General features: G+C 68.6%; 9 protein-coding genes. 4 read left to right on the top strand and 5 right to left on the bottom strand.

Features of this window, described 5'->3' with window-relative positions:
- Positions 1–43: 43 nt before the first annotated feature.
- The 5 genes from AAG813_RS04255 to ppc all read right to left on the bottom strand — a co-directional run bounded on the left by AAG813_RS04255 (position 44) and on the right by ppc (position 12,197).
- Complete coding sequence (locus AAG813_RS04255; protein ID WP_341912163.1) at positions 44–8,212, bottom strand: glucoamylase family protein; 8,169 nt, start codon at positions 8,210–8,212, stop codon at positions 44–46.
- 4 nt (positions 8,213–8,216) lie between these two features.
- Positions 8,217–8,462, bottom strand: a complete 246-nt coding sequence (locus tag AAG813_RS04250; RefSeq protein WP_341912162.1) for a hypothetical protein — start codon at positions 8,460–8,462, stop codon at positions 8,217–8,219.
- Positions 8,463–8,668: 206 nt separating this feature from the next.
- Positions 8,669–8,902 (bottom strand): hypothetical protein, encoded by a 234-nt coding sequence (locus tag AAG813_RS04245; RefSeq protein WP_341912160.1) that lies wholly within the window; start codon positions 8,900–8,902, stop codon positions 8,669–8,671.
- Positions 8,903–8,967: 65 nt separating this feature from the next.
- Positions 8,968–9,177: a hypothetical protein gene (locus AAG813_RS04240; RefSeq protein ID WP_341912158.1), complete on the bottom strand. Its 210-nt coding sequence runs from the start codon at positions 9,175–9,177 to the stop codon at positions 8,968–8,970.
- A 149-nt stretch (positions 9,178–9,326) separates the two neighbouring features.
- Positions 9,327–12,197: a phosphoenolpyruvate carboxylase gene (ppc, locus tag AAG813_RS04235; protein ID WP_341912156.1), complete on the bottom strand. Its 2,871-nt coding sequence runs from the start codon at positions 12,195–12,197 to the stop codon at positions 9,327–9,329.
- 81 nt (positions 12,198–12,278) lie between these two features.
- Between ppc and hemC the strand changes: the two genes are divergently transcribed.
- The 4 genes from hemC to AAG813_RS04215 are packed head-to-tail and all read left to right on the top strand — an operon-like array spanning position 12,279 to position 16,470.
- The gene (gene hemC / locus AAG813_RS04230; RefSeq protein ID WP_341912153.1) at positions 12,279–13,250 is read left to right on the top strand and encodes a hydroxymethylbilane synthase; all 972 of its coding nucleotides are present in this window, start codon (positions 12,279–12,281) and stop codon (positions 13,248–13,250) included.
- Positions 13,247–14,059 (top strand): uroporphyrinogen-III synthase, encoded by an 813-nt coding sequence (locus tag AAG813_RS04225; protein WP_341912152.1) that lies wholly within the window; start codon positions 13,247–13,249, stop codon positions 14,057–14,059. Before hemC ends, AAG813_RS04225 begins: the two co-directional genes overlap by 4 nt.
- Entirely contained in the window at positions 14,056–15,165 is a 1,110-nt protein-coding gene (locus AAG813_RS04220) for a uroporphyrinogen-III C-methyltransferase (protein WP_341912150.1), read from the top strand. Before AAG813_RS04225 ends, AAG813_RS04220 begins: the two co-directional genes overlap by 4 nt.
- Before the next feature lie 15 nt (positions 15,166–15,180).
- On the top strand, positions 15,181–16,470 hold the full coding sequence (locus AAG813_RS04215) for a heme biosynthesis HemY N-terminal domain-containing protein (protein WP_341912149.1): 1,290 nt from the start codon (positions 15,181–15,183) through the stop codon (positions 16,468–16,470).
- The last annotated feature ends 316 nt before the right edge of the window (positions 16,471–16,786 follow it).

Genomic DNA, 16,786 nt, shown 5'->3' with positions numbered 1-16,786 from the left:
GCGCAAGGTGCTACATAAAAAATAGCACTCGCAGCCCCACGCCTCAGGTGCGGGCCTGCACCAGCACGCTGGCCTGCAGCGGCAGGTCCGCCAGCCGCACCACCTCGCCCGGCGCCAGCACACGGTCCGGCTTGAAGCCTTCTTCCTGCGCCACATCGGCGCGCTGCCAGCGCAAGGTCAGCACGCGTCCATCGAGTCGCAGCGTGATGCCAAACGACGGCCAGTGTGCGGGCACACGCGGCGTCAGTGACAGCTCACCCTGGCGCACCGACAGGCCCAGCAGGGTCTCCAGCGCCGCGCGGTGCAGCCAGGCCGCCGAGCCGGTGTACCAGCTCCAGCCGCCGCGCCCGACGTAGGGCGCTGCGCTGTAGATGTCGCCGGCCAGCACATAGGGTTCAATTTCATAGGCCGGGCCGCGTACCGGGTGGACACTGCGGTGCGCCGGGCTCAGGGCTTCGAAGCTGCGCCAGGCGGCTTCGGTGTCGCCGCTCAGGGCCTGCGCCATCATGGCCCAGACCCCGGCGTGCGAGTACTGGCCGCCGTTTTCACGCACGCCGGGCGGGTAGGCCTGGATGTAGCCCGGGTTGTTTTTCGAATGCTGCAGCGGCGGGTCCAGCAGGCGCAGCAGGCCGGCGTCCGGGTCGATCAGCTGCTGCTTGACGGCCCGCATGGCCGGCACGGTGAAGGCCTCGGTGGAGGCGCCGGACAGCACGGACCAGGCCTGCGCGATCAGGTCGATGCGGCACTCGCTGTTGGCGCTGGAGCCGAGCGGCGCGCCGTTGTCGAAAAACGCGCGGCGGAACCAGGCACCGTCCCAGCCGGCGTCGTGCAGGGCGGCGATCCAGCCTTGTCGGGCCTGCAGCCATTTGTCGGCGCGCGCGGTTTCGCCCCGGGCCTGGGCCAGCGGCGCAAAGTCCTGCACCACGCGGCACAGGAACCAGCCCAGCCAGACGGACTCGCCCTTGCCCTCATGGCCGACACGGTTCATGCCGTCGTTCCAGTCGCCGGTGCCCATCAGCGGCAAGCCGTGCCGGCCCACGGCCAGGCTGCGGTCGATGGTACGCGCGCAGTGTTCGTAGACGCTGGCCGACTGGGTGCTGGTCTGCGGCGGGTAGTAGGCGTCTTCGGCGCCGTCGGGAATCGGCGGGCCGTCGATGAAGGTCACGGATTCGTCAAGCAGGGCCAGGTCGCCGGTGATGTCGATGTAGTGTGCGCAGGCATGGGGCAGCCAGAGCAGGTCGTCGGAAAAGTGCGTGCGCACGCCTTCGCCGCCGGGTGCGTGCCACCAGTGCTGCACGTCACCTTCGGGGAACTGGCGCGAGGCATTGAGGACGATCTGCGCACGCAGCCGCGCCGGATCGGCCAGGCCCAGCGCCATGGCGTCCTGCAGCTGGTCGCGAAAGCCGAATGCGCCACCGGCCTGGTAGAACCCCGCCTTGGACCACAGCCGGCAGACCACGGTCTGGTAGATCAGCCAGCGGTTGACCAGCGCGTCGAACAGCGGGTCGGGCGTGCTGACCTGCACCTTGCCCAGAAGTCCTGACCACCAGCCTTGCACCTCTGCCAGCGCCCGGGCCGTATCGCGTTGCGCCCACTGGCGGGCCAACTGCTCGGCGCCGGCGCCGTCGGCCGCATGGCCGAGGACGAAGCTGAAGGCCACGCCGTCCCCGGGGTTGAGCTCGAACTCGCTTGAAATGGCGGCACAAGGGTCAAATGCGGCGCCGCTGCGCCGTCCCAAAGTGGCCGGCAGCACGAGTTGACCCAGCGTGTCGAAAAATTCGCTGCGGTCGCAGGTCCATTGGGTGCCGCCTGCGGTGCCGACCAGGGCCAGAAAAGCCGTGCTGCCGCCATAGCCGTCGCGGCTTTCGCGCTGCTGCGCAAACACGGCCACCCGCTCGGCGCCGTTCCAGGTGTGAAGGGTGCGCCTGTGGGCCCTGGCTTCGCCCATCTGCCATTCGACCATGGCGACGGCGCGAAGGCGCCGCTGCCGCCCGCCGTCCAGCCGCACACGCACCTGGACCACCTTGACGGCGTCTGCCAGATCGGCAAAAAAAGTGGTTTCCAGCTGCAGGCCGGCATGCCTGCCTTCGAACACCGTGTAGCCCTGCCCATGGCGCACGCGCCAGTCGCTGCCGGGCGCGGCGAGCAGTGATGGGGTCAGGGGAAACACCTCGCCGCTGTCCAGGTCCTGCAGCAGCCAGTGTTCCGATGCGGGGTCGCGCACCGGGTCGTTGGACCAGGTGGTGACCGGATGCAGGCGACTGTTGGTCGCCCAGGTGTAGCCGCTGCCGGTTTCCGACACCTGAAAACCGAAGCCGGGGTTGCTGATCACATTGATCCACGGCTTGGGTAGCCGCTGGCCGCCCTTGAGCCCGAAGCGGAATTCGCCACTTTCTGCATCAAAGGCGCCGGGCCCGGGCCGCTCCGGGTTGCCAGGGGAATGGGCGGCGTCGCCGGTCAGCGCGGTGCGGGTGAGAGCGGTGAATTTTTGCGGCGACCAGTCTTCGCGCATGGCCGCGACCTGCACTTCCAGCGGCCGGCCGTCGGCGCTGAAGACCACGCGTGCCAGGCCGGTGAGGGCGGTTTTTTCGCCGGGGGCCATCTCCTGCTCGCGCAGAAGGAAAAAGCCGGGCGCCGAGCTGGCCGCCTCGTCACGCCTGAAGCTGTGCTGCACGGCCTGCAGCAGCCGGTCGCGCAGCGCCAGGATGTCGCGCTGCAGCGGCATCAGGTAGGAGTTGGCCTCGCTGTTGAGCACCACCACATCCACACCCAGCCCGCCAAAGGCCCACCACGGCTGGGCACGCAGCAGCGCATGCACCAGCGGCACGCCGCTGTGCGAGTGAATACGCAGCAGGACGATGGGTTTGTCGCCGGAGATGCCAAAGCGCCAGAGCAGGCGCTGGTCCAGTGGCGTGCGTTCGGCAGGCCGTGCCACGCTGTACATCAGCGCCGTGCTCATGTCCTGCAGTGCGAGGTTTTCCTCCGGGGTCAGCGCCACGTCGCGCAAGCGCACCTGGGCCAGCGTCGCCGCCATGCGGGTCGCACGCTCCACGTGCATGGGCTGCAGGTATTTGTCGATGCGGGGCACCAGCTCGTCGGCCGTCTCGGCGGCCGTCGTGGCAAAACTCAGGCGGGCCAGGGCGCCGGGCGCCAGCCGCAGCGTCACGCGCAGGCTGGCCACCGGGTCCAGGCCGTTGACGGGCTGGCCCTGCGCGTCGAACGGCTGGTCGCCCAAGGCCGGCTGGTGCGCCGGGTGATGGCGTCCGGCAAACACGCGGCGGTCGGCGATACACGCCACCGAAATCAGGTCGGCATCCGCCTCGGCCAGAAAATGCGCCACCGCCATTTGCGGGTCGCCGTGCAGGCGCGGCCGGCGCGTGAGCAAAAGGGCGCGCCACTGCGGCTCCCAGCGGGTCTGCACAAACAGGTTGGAAAACGCCGGGTGGGCTTCGTCGGCGCGCGGGTCGGCCAGCACCGCCTCGAAGCAGGACACCAGTTCCAGCACCTGCTCGGTGCGCCCGGTGTTGAGCAGCGTCACGGTGCGCAGCTCGGTGTCGTCCTCGGGGCTGACCAGCACGGTCAGCGTGGTGCTCAGGTCCCCGCCCTGCGCGTCGAACTGCACCCGGTCGGCCATGAAGCGGGCCTGGTAGTGCCAGCCCTGTCCCGGCGCAGGCCGCGCGGTAAGCGAACTGACGCTGGGAACACCGGCCTGGTCGGGGTGGACCAGGTAGAAAAAGCTGCCGTAACTGTCACGCAGCAGGTCATCGCGCCAGCGCGTGATGTTGCGGCCGCGCCAGCGGCTCAGCCCGGCGCCGTTGGCGCGCAGCGCGACGTTGTAGTGGCCGTTGGACAGCAGGTGCGTGGGTTTCCAGCCGGTGCCCAGCGGGTTCAGCTCGCGTGACTGGAACACCGGTTCCGGCGCGTAGCCGCCGGGCTCCGGCGGCAGGCGCGGGTCGGCACTGCGGACGATCTGGCGCGGCGTATTTTCATGCAGCAGGGTCTCGTGCGCGCGCACCAGCGGGTCGCCGCAGAACCAGCGCCGCGGGGCGTTGGTGCACAGCACGTTGCACAGCGCCACCAGCGCCATGCCCTGGTGGTGAGCCATGAAGGCTTCCACAATGCTGAACGCCTCGGTGCCCGACTTTTCCGGCTGCCGTGCGACGGTGAAGTCCAGGGCCTCGTAAAACCCCAGTTCGCCGCGGGCGCCCAGTTTTTCCAGGCGCTGCAGGTTGCGCACGGCGCCGCGCGCATCGAACAGCGTCGCCAGCAGGGTGGCGTAAGGCGCAACCACGCGGTCGGTGTGCGGCGTGCGCCGCAGCGCCAGCCGCGGGACACCAAAAGGGGAGTACTGGAAGGCCAGCGAATGGTCCTGCGCGAAATAACCGGACTCTGACACGCCCCACGGGAGTTGCTGAGCGGCACCGTAGGCGCGTTGCTCGGCCACCGCGGCGTGGGCCGCCGTGTGCAGCAGCCCGTAGCCGGGCTCGGACATCAGCAGCGAGGGCATCAGGTATTCGAACATCGAACCCGACCAGGACTTCAGGCCCGGCACCACGCCCACCGACAGAAAAGGCCGGCCGAGGGCGGCCCAGTGGCGCCGCGGCACGTCGCCCTTGGCGATCGCCAGAAAGCTGGTGAGCCGCGATTCGGACGCCAGCAGGTCGTAATAACTCGCGTCCAGCGCATGTTCCTGCACGCGCAGGCCGATATGAAACAGGTGGCGCTTGGCGTCGTACAGCCCGCGAAAGTCCATGGCCGCGTACAGCGCCTGGCAGCGCGCCGCCAGCTGCAGCAGGCTGGCCTGCGCCGGTTTTCCGTCCACGCCGCGTTGCGCCAGGACGGTGCAGGCCTGCGCGACGGCCAGCAACAGGCCGGCCAGGTTGCCGCTGTCGACGACCGACACATAGGCCGGCTGCAGCACCTCCAGCGTTCGCGTGTCGTACCAGTTGAGCAGGTGGCCATCGTGCTTGGGCAGGCGGTCTATGCTGTCCAGCGAGGCTTGCAGCCGGCTGATGACTTCATTGGTGCTGATCCAGCCGAACTCGCGGGCGCAGCAGACGGCCAGCAGGTACAGGCCGATGTTGGTTGGCGAGGTGCGGTGCGCCAGGGTGGGAATCGGCACCAGCTGCAGGTTGTCCGGCGGCAGGTGGTTGTCCTCGGCGCCGACCGATTGCTCGAAAAAGCGCCAGGTGTCGCGCGCCAGCGTGTGCAGGTATTTCCGGTCCTCGTCGCGCAGGCGGTGGGCGGGATCCGGCGGACGCGGCCTGCTGGCCCACCAGGCCGCCAGCGGCGACGCCGTCCAAAGCAGGAACAGCGCGGTGCCGGCCACCGGGTAGGGGCTCCACAGCGCGGCGACTGCCAGCGCCGCGCACAGCAGTGACACCGGTGCGTGCTGGCGCACAAAGGCGGACAGCTCGTGGCGTGCGGCGGCCTGGGCCTGGGCGGCGGTGCTCCACTCGAGCAACCCGCGCCGGCTCACGCGCATGCGCCAGGCAGAGCGCACGATGGCGTCGAGCAGCAGGGCGGCCTGCACCGGCAACTGGCTGAACTGCCAGGCGGCGCCGACCAGGGCACGCAGCATCTCGCTGCGGCCCACATGGAAAAAATGACGCCAGGCGATGCCGCGGCGTGTCGGCACCAGGCCGGCCAGCGCGCCGAGCAGGGGCCCGGCCAGCAAGGCCGCGAAGGTGACGATCAGGGCCGTGGCCAGCGGCATGGCCGCCGTGAAAACGACGCAGACGAGCAGGCCGACCGTGGCGGGGATGACCAGCGAGCGGCGCAGGTTGTCGGCCATTTTCCACAGGCCCAGCGCATCGATGCCGTAGTGCCTGGCGCGCGCCATGAAGGGCAGCAACTGCCAGTCGCCGCGGGTCCAGCGGTGAATGCGCGAGGCGGCCACGCCCGCATGGTGGGGCTGCTCCTCGACCAGCGTCACGTCGCTGACAAAGCCGCAGCGCGCGATGTTGCCCTCCAGCAGGTCGTGGCTGAGGATGGCGCCCGTGGGCAGGCGGTCGTCGAGGACCGCATGCACCGCGGCGACATGCAGCAGGCCCTTGCCGCTGAAGCTGCCGCTGCCGAACAGGTCCTGGTACACCTCGGACACGCCGTTGCTGTAGGGGTCAATGCCGCATTGGCCGGCAAACAGGCGGTGAAAAGGGGTGCGTTCGGCAGGGCCCGGCAGCGGGGTGACCACGCGCGGTTGCAGGATGCCGTAACCGGCCACCACGCGGCGCGAGGCGGCATCGACCTGCGGGGTGTTCAGCGGGTGGGCCGCCACGGCCACCAGGTCGCGCAGGGAGCCGGGCGGCAGGCCAGTGTCGCTGTCCAGCGTCACGACGTAGCGGATGCCGTCGGCCAGCTGCTGGCCGTCGGCGAGCGGCATGAAGCCGGCCATGCTGCCGGTGACCAGCGTGCGCAGCAGCTGTTCGAGCTTGCCCCGCTTGCGTTCCCAGCCCAGCCATTTTTGCTGGGTGTCGCTCCATTCGCGCGGGCGATGGATGAGCAGAAAACGCGCCGCCGCGCCGGCCGGTGCGGGGTGGCGCGTATTGAGTTCCGCCACTTGCGCCAGCGCCGCCTTGAGCAGGGCCGCATCGCCCGCCATGTTTTCGCGCGGCGCGTCCACCCAGTCGGTGAGCAGGGCGAACTGGGCCTCGCGCTCGCGGTTGGCCAGCCAGTGCAGCTCCAGCCGTTCTGCCAGCTCGAGAATGGTCGCGCTGGAGCTCAGCAGCGTCGGCAGGACCACCAGCACGCGGTGTTCGGGCGGAATGCCGGCCGCGAAATCGAGTCGTGGCAGGAAGCGGATCTTGAGCGATTCGGCAATCAGGCGGTGCACGAAGGCCGCAGCGGCCTCGGACGCCGGCCAGGCCAGCAGGAACAGCGCTGCCAGCGCCGGCCAGCTGTGCAGATCCATTCGGTTGGCGGCTGCCAGCATGATGAGGACGGTGCCCAGGATGATGGGGGTGATGTACAGCGGCAGGCGCCAGTTGCGCCAGTGGCGCAGGGCGGCCGGTGCGCCGCGTGTTTTCATGCCCAGGCTCGCCTCCAGGGCGGCCCGGCCACCGCCGAGCAGGTAGTAGCCGGCGGTGCGCTCCACGGCGGTCGCAGGCAGGGTGTGGGGCACCGCGCGCGCGGCCGCGACCACCGCCTCGGCCACCTCGCGCTCGGAGTGGCGGCTCAGGCGCGCCAGGCGCTCCATGGACTGGGTGATCTGCTGGCGCGTCAGTTCGCTTTCCTGGGCAAAGCTGGGCAGCCGCCGGAGCATGCGCAGCGACCGGCTCACCGGCTCGATCAGCTCGACCCAGTCGACTTGCCCGATCAGGCGCAGGGTGGTGACGATGTTGCCGACGGTGAGGTTGGCCGCCACCTGCGCGGTCTGGCTTTCAACCATCAGCGCCGGCCCGTCCGGGCAATGCCGTTCGGTCCAGAGAACCAGGGACGGCGAGATGTCGAGCTTGACCGTGGGCATGCGCTGCCACAGCTGCGTGAGGTAGTTGCGCTGCAGGCCGCGTTGCTGCATCAGGGCATTGATGGCATCCAGGTCTGCGTCGTCGAGCCGGTCCACGCAGTCCCAGACCGCATGGGCGACTTCCCGCGCCACCTTGCTTTGGGCAATGTTGTCGGCCATGCGCCGCAGGTTTTCAAGCAGCACCACGCGCAGCGTGGTCGGCAGGGCCCAGAGCTCGCTCAGCCGGAGTTCGCTGCGCTCCTGGTAGGCGTTGAGAAAGGCGGTGAACAGCTCCGGGTTGAGCACGCTGTCGGTATGGGCGACGTAAGCCCAGGCGATGCCGTAGACGCGGGGCAGGCCTTCCAGCGGCGCGCCCGCCAGCTTGGGCAGGCTCGCGTAATAACGCCGCGGCACGCCTTCGCGGATCTGCTGCAGCTGGGCTTCGACGAGGTGAAAGTTGTCGAGCAGCCATTCCGCGGCAGGGGTCACGTAGTGGCCGCTGCTCGAGGTCAGCGCCACATAGTCGTAGGCCTGGCGCAGCGCGACCAGGTTTTCCTCGACACGGGGAAAAAAGGAAGCGCCGCGCCGCGAAGGGCCGTCGGCCTGCACCGTCTGGGCCGCGGCCAGGCTGCGGCCGTGTTGTTCAAAGCGGTGTATGCCGAACAGCTCGGCGCGGATCGGCGGATCGGCTTCCGACCTCTGGGTCAGGAGGATCTGGCGTGCGTGCGGGGTGAGGGATTCCAGCCGGTCAAGAACAGCGGCGTCCACCCTCTCAAACCACGGCCAGCAAGGCCACGCCGCAGCAGACGAAAACGGCGCCTGTGGTCACAATCCGCGGAGACGCGGTGGCATGCAGGGACTCCAGGGCGGCACGCAGTGCAAAAAAGCGGCCACGCGAAAGCTGGCAATCGTTCATGTGTGCGGCCAGTGCCGTGAAGTCACTGCTCACAAACTCATTGCTCATCGGGTCATGAGAGGCGGAAAGGCGGCTGACCGCCTCGGCGTGTGGCGTAGACATGGTTCAGGCTCCAGGGGGTGGGGTCGCCGGCACTGCCTGAGGCAATGCCGTGTGGCGTTCAACCCATCCTAGGGTTCACCCGCGGTTGCCGCCATCGGATTCCACTGGAAGACCTGTAGGAACAGTCCGACAGTGTGGGCTGCCGACGGGTTGCCGCCGGATCTGGCACCCGGGCTCCTGCACGGCGGCGACGGGGCACCCCCGGCTCAGTGACCCAGGTCGGCCACCAGCTTGTCTGCCGCCTGAACGGCTTCCTCGCGCGTGGGCCAGGTCCTGTGGCTGTCGTGCAGAGGCGGCAATGACTCAACGTGAATGACGGCGATGTACCAGGGACCGTCAGGGACATGACACAGCTGGGCCATGTAGTGCCGGCCGCCCGCGACGCCAGGGACGTATTCCTCCAGCGGCTCCGGTCCTTCCACTTCTTCTGGTTCTTCCATGTCCATCGGGTTTCTTTCCAAATCCTGATTATCCGCAACCCGCCCCGCGCTTGCGGGTCCGAGGCTCAGTCCTTGAGATCCACCCCCAGCAGGGCGAGCTTTTTCGCGTACGAATCCCTGCGTTTGGCGGCCTTGGCAGCGGTTTCGACGGCCGCCTGAATCGCCCTGGGCCCTTTGCTTGCAGCAGCCTGGATCAATCCGGACTTGTGGGCAGCCTCTGCCTGCGCCCTCCGGTACGTGGCGATCAGGTCGGCATGGGCTGCGGATGGATTCACTGGGACTTCCTTGGTTAAAACGCCACGGCCTGCGCTTTTTGTATTCATCAGCGTGGAAGGCGATCAGGATAAAAAAGGGCCGAAAGCCCTTGTGGAAAGGGCGCCAGCAGCTACTGAATAAATAGCAATCACCGCCTGCCCAGCGCACCTCAACCGGTGTTGCGCAAGCCCGCCGCGATGCCGTTGATCGAGATGTGGATGCCGCGCTGCACGCGTTCGTCGGCCTTGCCCTCGCGGTAGCGGCGCACCAGCTCGACCTGCAGATGGTGCAGCGGGTCGATGTAGGGAAAGCGGTGGCGGATGGAGCGCTGCAGGGCCGCATTGTTTGCCAGGCGCTGCTTGTCGCCGGTGATCAGGGTCAGCGCTTCGGCCGTGCGGTGCCACTCGACCTCGATCGCGCTGAAAATCTTCTTGCGCAGGCGCGCGTCGCCGACGAGTTCGGCATAACGCGAGGCCAGCGCCAGGTCGCTTTTGGCCAGCACCATGTCCATGTTGCTGAGCAGGGTGCGGAAAAACGGCCACTGCTTGTACATCTTCTGCAGCAGCGCGAGCGCCTCCTTGCGGCTGGCCGGCGTGCCGCCCTGGTCGAGAAACTGTGCAATCGCCGCGCCAAAGCCATACCAGCCCGGCAGGGTCAGGCGGCACTGGCCCCAGCTGAAACCCCAGGGGATGGCGCGCAGGTCCTCGATCTTCTGCGTGGCCTTTCGGGACGCCGGCCGGGAGCCGATGTTGAGTTCGGCGATCTCGCGGATCGGTGTCGCGCTGAAGAAATACTCGGTGAAGCCCGGGGTCTCATAGACCAGCGCGCGGTAGGCCGCCATGCTGGCTTGCGAGAGCTGGTCGGCGGCTTGCAGAAAGGCCTTGGTGGCCGGCTTGGTGGGTTGCAGCAGGGTCGCTTCCAGCGTGGCGGCGACCAGGGTTTCCAGGTTGCGCCGGCCGATTTCCGGGTTGGCGTATTTGGAGCCGATGACTTCGCCCTGCTCGGTCAGGCGGATCTGCCCGCGCACCGTGCCCGGGGGCTGGGCCAGGATGGCCTGGTAGCTCGGGCCGCCGCCGCGGCCGACGGTGCCGCCGCGGCCGTGGAACATGCGCAGCTGGATGTTGTGCGAGTTGGCGAGCTGGTCGAACAGCTCGACCAGCGCGATCTCGGCGCGGTACAGCTCCCAGTTGCTGGTGAAGATGCCGCCGTCCTTGTTGCTGTCCGAGTAGCCGAGCATGATGTCCTGCTCGGCGCCGCTGCGCTGCACGAGCCGGGCGATGCCGGGCAGGGCATAAAACTCCCGCATGATGGGGGCGGCATTGCGCAGGTCTTCAATCGTTTCAAACAGCGGCACGACGATCAGGTCGTTGCTGGCAGCGCTGTCCAGCGTGCCGTGCATCAGGCCGACTTCCTTTTGCAGCAGCAGGACCTCGAGCAGGTCGCTGACGGTTTCGGTGTGGCTGATGATGTAGTGGCGGATGGCTTCCCGGCCGAAACGTGCACGCGCCGTGCGGGCCGCCTCGAAAATCGCCAGCTCGCCGGTGGCGTGCGCCGAGTAGGTGGTGCCGACCACACGCAGCGGCCTGGCGTCGTTGAGCAACTGCAGCAGCAAGGCGCGCTTGGCCATTTCGTCCAGGCCGGCGTAGTGGGGCTCGATACGCGCGACGGCGAGCAGCTCGGCTACCACTTCTTCGTGTTTGTCCGAGCTCTGGCGCAGGTCCACCGTGGCCAGGTGAAAGCCGAACACCTCCACCGCACGGATCAGCGGATGCAGGCGCTGCGCGACCAGCGCGCCGCCGTGGTTGGCGTGCAGCGAGGATGCAATCGTGCGCAGGTCCACCAGGAAGTCCCCGGACGTCAGGTAGGCGTTTTGCGGCGCCACCGCATGGCGCGCGGCTTCGGTGCCGGTGAGGTCTTTCAGTGTGGCGGCCAGCCGCGCATACACACCGGTCAGCGCGCGGCGGTAGGGCTCGTCAAGGCGGTGTTCGTTGGTGTCGGGTGAGCTTTCGGCCAGCGCCCGCATCTGCGGCGTGAAGTCCACCAGCATGGCCGACAGGGAGAGTTCGCCGCCCAGGTAGTGCACCTCGGTCAGGTAGTGGCGCAGCGCCACTTCGGCCTGGCGGCGCAGGGCGTAGTTGAGGGTGTCGGCGCTGACATTGGGGTTGCCGTCCCGGTCGCCGCCTATCCACTGGCCCATGCGCAGAAAGCTGTGCACCGGCTGGTTGCCCAGTGCACGTTCAAGGTCACCGTAGAGCTTGGGAATCTCGCGCAGAAAGGTCGATTCGTAATAACTGAGCGCGTTCTCGATCTCGTCGGCCACCGTGAGTTTGGTGAAACGCAGCAACCGGGTCTGCCAGAGCTGCATCACACGGGCGCGCAACTGCGCCTCGTTGGCGGCGAGTTCGCGCGGCGTCAGCGCGTCGCGCGCCGCATTGATGGCGAGAGCCAGCGCCTTGATCTCGTCGCGCGCCGTCAGCAACTGCGCAATGTCGCGCTCGGCGTCCAGGATGCTCTTGCGCTGCACCTCGGTCGGGTGCGCCGTGAGCACCGGCGAGACAAAACTGTGCGCCAGCGTGTTTGCTATGGTTTTGGGAGCTATTCCCGCCCAACGCAGGCGGGCCAGCGCCACTTCGATGCTGCCTTCCTGGGTGTCGCCGGCACGTTCGTGAATGGCGCGGCGGCGGATGTGGTGGCGGTCCTCCGCCAGGTTGGCCAGGTGGCTGAAGTAGGTGAAGGCGCGGATCACGCTGACGGTCTGGTCGCCGGACAGGCCCTTGAGCAGTTTTTTGAGCGCCTTGTCGGCCTCGTGGTCGGCATCGCGGCGAAAGGCCACGGACAGCTTGCGCACTTCCTCGATCAGTTCGTAGGCGGCCACGCCTTCCTGCTCGCGGATCACGTCACCGAGGATGCGGCCCAGCAAGCGGATGTCCTCGACCAGCGGGCGCTCGTTGTCCCTGCTTCGGGCGCGCGGGCGGTCACTGTCTTTGGCAGTTCCCCCGGCTTGTTCCTTGGGGGGGGTCGCACGCGCCGTCGTTACCATGGTTCACCTCGTGTTGGCTCTTGTTTTGCAGTGCAGCATGCTAGCATCCGGGCACCCCCCAAGATTACAGACAGGTTACGAGTGAGCGCTGCTTCTTCCCCTTCTCCCCGCGTTGTGATTGCCACGCGTGAAAGCCGGCTCGCCATGTGGCAGGCGGAACACGTCAAGGCCTTGCTGGAGACCCGCCTGGGCTGGCAGGTCGAGTTGCTGGGCATGACCACGCTGGGAGACCAGATCCTGGACCGCTCGCTGAGCAAGGTCGGCGGCAAGGGGCTGTTCGTCAAGGAGCTGGAAACCGCGCTGCTGGACGGCCGCGCCGACATCGCCGTGCATTCGCTCAAGGACGTGCCGATGGACCTGCCAGCCGGCTTCGCCCTGGCCTGCGTGCTCGAGCGCGAGGATCCGCGCGATGCGCTGGTGTCGAATCACTTTTCGTCGCTGGACGCGCTGCCGCCCGGTGCCGTCGTCGGCACCTCCAGCCTGCGCCGGCTGGTGTTGCTCAAGGCCTTGCGGCCGGACCTGAAAATTGAACCCCTGCGCGGCAACCTCGACACCCGCCTGCGCAAGCTCGACGAAGGGCAGTACCAGGCCATTGTGCTGGCCGCCGCCGGCCTGAAACGCTTGGGCCTGGCTTCGCGCATCCGCTGTGCCTTCGAGCCGGCGCAGATGCTGCCGGCCGCCGGGCAGGGCGCACTGGGCATCGAAGTGCGTGCCGACCGGCAGGATCTGCTGGACGCGCTGGGCACACTGGCGCACCAGCCGACCTGGCTGGCCGTGACGGCCGAGCGCACCGTGTCGCGTGCCATGGGTGGCAGCTGCTCGATGCCGCTGGCCGCCTTCATCCGCGAACCGCAAGGCGGCGAGATGACCCTGGAAGCCGCCTGGGGCGAACCCGGCGCGGACGGACAGGGCGTGGCCGGTCAGCCGCTGGTGCGCGCCGAACATCGCGCGCCGGTACGCAGCTTCGCCGACGCCGAGGCCCTGGGTGAACGTGTGGCCGCCGCCTTGCGGGCCGGCGGCGCCGTCTGGGCCGCCCCTGCGCCGCAGCCTTGAACGCTGTGCGAGTCATCGTCACCCGGCCTGCGCGCGATGCCGCTGGCTGGGTGCAGGCCCTGCAGGCGCACGGCCTGCAGGCCGAGGCGCTGCCCCTGATCGAGATCGCCGCGTTGCCAGAGTCACCGGCCCTGCAGCAGGCTTGGCGTGAGATCAGCGTTTATTCGGCCCTGATGTTTGTCAGCGGCAATGCCGTGGACGGATTTTTTGCATCAAATCAGGCTGCAGCCCTTGTGCAGAGAGCGCAAGCAGCTCCTGATTCAGTAGCAAACCCGGGGCCACGTTTTCTGGCGCCCGGTCCGGGCACGGTGGCCGCACTGCGCCGTGCGGGTGTACCCGAGGTACTGATCGACGCCCCGGCGGCAGACGCCGGGCAGTTCGACTCCGAAGCCTTGTGGGCGGTGGTGGGGCAGCGTCACTGGCAGGGCCGGCGTGTGCTGATCTTGCGCGGTCAGGGCGCAGGCCAGGACCCGCAGGCGGGCGGCGTCGGTCGCGACTGGCTGGCGCAGCAGTTCGTTGCTGCAGGCGCCCGGGTCGAGGTGGTGGCGGTGTACCAGCGCCGCGCGCCGGTTTTCACCGTATCGCAGCGCCAGCGCATAGCGGCCGCGGCGCACGACGGCTCGGTCTGGCTGCTGAGCAGCTCCGAGGCGCTGGCCCACCTGCCGGTAGGCGACTGGTCGCGCGCCCGTGCCGTCGCCACCCATCCGCGCATTGCCGAAGCGGCGCGCGCCGCCGGCTGGGGTGTTGTTGTGCAGTCACGTCCGGAGATAGCGGACATCGTGGGCTCGATAGAATCAATGCCACCATGAGCGACAGCGAACCCGTCCCCCCTCCCTTGCCGGTGCCCCTGGCCGAGCTGCCGGCCGCACCCGCGGCGGGTGCGGGGCGTCGCTGGTTGCTGGCGACCGGGTTGGTGGCTGTCGGCGGCCTCGTGCTCAGCATCCTGCTGTGGCAAAAGCTCGGCAACATCCAGGAAGAGCTGGCCCGGCGCAGCACAGACTCGACCGCGCAATCCATCGAGGCCCGCACCCTGGCGCGGCAGGCGCAGGAAGGCACGCGCGAATTGACGGCACGCCTGGCGCTGCTGGAGACGCGGCTCAGCGAAGTCAGCCTGCAGCGCACCCAGCTGGAAGAACTGATGCAAAGCCTGTCGCGTTCGCGCGATGAAAACCTGGTGGTCGATGTGGAGTCCGCGCTGCGGCTGGCCCAGCAACAGGCCCAGCTGACCGGCAGTGCCGAGCCGCTGCTGGCCGCCCTCAAGTCGGCCGACCAGCGGCTGGCGCGCGCGGCGCAACCCCGCCTCAATCCGCTGCAGCGCGCTATTGCCCGGGACGTGGAGCGCATCAAGGCCACTACCGTGACCGATGTGCCCGGCCTGCTGCTCAAACTCGACGAACTGACACGTGCGGTGGACGATCTGCCGCTGGCCAACGCGATGGTCACCGGCGCGGCCGCCGCCCGCCTGGTGGCGCCGGCCGCCGCACCCGCGCCGGCCAGCCCCGCCTCGGCAGCCGGCACTTCCACGGCCTGGCTGGACAGCCTGGCGCTCAGGGCCTGGTGGCAGCGCACACTGCAGGGCACGCTGGACGAGGCCCGCGGCTTGCTGCGCGTGAGCCGCATCGACCAGCCTGACGCGGCCCTGCTGGCACCCGAGCAGGCGTTTTTCCTGCGTGAAAACCTCAAGCTCAAACTGCTCAACGCCCGGCTCGGCCTGCTGTCGCGCCAGACGGCCAGCGCCCGCTCCGACCTGGCCGCCGCCAGCGCCTCGCTGGCGAAGTATTTTGATCCTGCGTCGCGCAGGACCCAGGCGGCGGCCCAGCTGCTGCAGCAGGTGCAAAGCCAGATGAAGTCCAGCGAGTTGCCGCGCCTGGACGAGACCCTGGCCGCGCTGGCCACGGCGGCTGCGGGCCGCTAGGACGCCGGGCCCGGTATGCGCAGCGCTCTCTGGCTCCTGGCCCTGTTCGGCATCGCGGTGGCGGTGGCGCTGGTGGCCGGCAACAACCAGGCGGTGGTCACGCTGTTCTGGCCGCCGCACCGCGTCGACATTTCCTTCAACCTGCTGGTGCTGCTGCTGGCCGGCCTGTTCACCCTGCTGTACCTGGCGCTGCGTGCCGCGGTGGCGGTGTTTTCGCTGCCGGCCGAGGCCAGGCGCTGGCGTGCCCAGCAAAAAGAGCGTGCCATGTACGCCGCCTTCATGGACGCGCTGTCGCACCTGATGGCCGGGCGCTTTATCCGTGCGGCCAAGCTCGCGCAGAACGCCATCACCCAGGAAAAAAGCCTCAGCCTGCTGGCCCGGGCTTCCGGCCATGTCGGCGGCTACAGTCCGGCGCGCGCGACCCAGCTGCGTCTGCTGGCGCACCTGCTGGCCGCCGAAAGTGCGCAGGCCCTGCAGAACAAGGCCGAGCGTGAAGAGCAACTGCAGCAGGCGCTGGAAGTCAGCAGCCACAAGATTGCCCAGGAGACCCGTGAAGGTGTGCAGTTGCGCGCCGCGCGCTGGGCACTCGACGACCGGGACCCGGTCGGTGCGCTGGAGCTGCTCAACCAGTTGCCACAGGGCGCGTCGCGCCGCACACTGGCCCTGCGCACCAAGCTGCGCGCCACGCGCCAGGCCGGGCAGATTTCCCAGGCGCTGGAAACCGCGCGCCTGCTGGCCAAACACCGGGCTTTTTCACCCGCTGCCGCGCAGAGCATCGTGCGCGGGCTGGCACTCGAGCTGCTCGGCGGCGCCCATGACCCGGCGCAGCTGCAGACCGCCTGGCAGTCCCTCGACGCCAGCGAACGCGCCATGCCCGAGCTGGTGATCCACGCCGCCGCGCGCCTGATGGCGCTGCACGGTGACGCCGACCTGGCTCGCAGCTGGCTGCTGCAGGTCTGGGAGCCGGTGATGCGGCCGCACTCCGAGGTCAGCGATTCCCAGCGCATCAAGCTGATCCGGGTGCTCGAGCAGGGGCTGGACTCCATCGACGCCGCCTGGCTGGCACGCATCGAGACGGCGCAGCAGCTGCGGCCGCGCGATGCCAACGTCCAGTACCTCGCAGGCATGGCTTGCCTGAAGCGCCAGCTCTGGGGCAAGGCCCAGCAACTGCTGTCCCAGGCCGTGCTGGCCCTGCAGGACGGCACCCTGCACCGCAACGCCTGGCGCGCGCTGGCGCTGCTGGCCGAGCAGCGTGGTGATGCGGTGGCTGCGGCGCAGGCTTACAAGCGGGCGGCGGAGGTTTAGTTTTTTCTGTCCGTTCGGGCTGAGCTTGTCGAAGCCTGTGCCAGCTTGATCGTTGGTAGTGCTTCAGGCAAGCCGGGTCTCGCCCCGGCGGGCGACTTACTTTTCTTTGCTTCGCCAAAGAAACCTAAGGAAAAGAAAGGCGACCCGATGGTCTGGGACCCCTGCGCTGCGCTTCGGGGCAACCTGCGGTGCTCGACAAAAGCGGGGTCTCGCTCGAACTCGCCTTCGGCTCAGACAATCGCGAGCCCTGATCCGCTTTTGCCTGCGCTCCTCGGCCCAGCCCGACGGGTGGGGGAGAAAAATACCAAGACAAATT

It is taken from the genome of Polaromonas sp. YR568 (genome assembly GCF_943371715.1).
Classification (GTDB): domain Bacteria; phylum Pseudomonadota; class Gammaproteobacteria; order Burkholderiales; family Burkholderiaceae_C; genus Polaromonas.
Note: the sequence above shows the minus strand (reverse complement) of the source record. Positions and strands in the feature narration are given on the sequence as shown.

What these genes read in the sequence shown, in the direction of transcription:
- AAG813_RS04245 (WP_341912160.1), bottom strand. Translation starts at nt 8,902, where the DNA reads ATGGAAGAACCAGAAGAAGTGGAAGGACCGGAGCCGCTGGAGGAATAC.
- AAG813_RS04220 (WP_341912150.1), top strand. Translation starts at nt 14,056, where the DNA reads ATGAGCGACAGCGAACCCGTCCCCCCTCCCTTGCCGGTGCCCCTGGCC.
- ppc (WP_341912156.1), bottom strand. Translation starts at nt 12,197, where the DNA reads ATGGTAACGACGGCGCGTGCGACCCCCCCCAAGGAACAAGCCGGGGGA.
- AAG813_RS04215 (WP_341912149.1), top strand. Translation starts at nt 15,181, where the DNA reads ATGCGCAGCGCTCTCTGGCTCCTGGCCCTGTTCGGCATCGCGGTGGCG.
- AAG813_RS04250 (WP_341912162.1), bottom strand. Translation starts at nt 8,462, where the DNA reads ATGTCTACGCCACACGCCGAGGCGGTCAGCCGCCTTTCCGCCTCTCAT.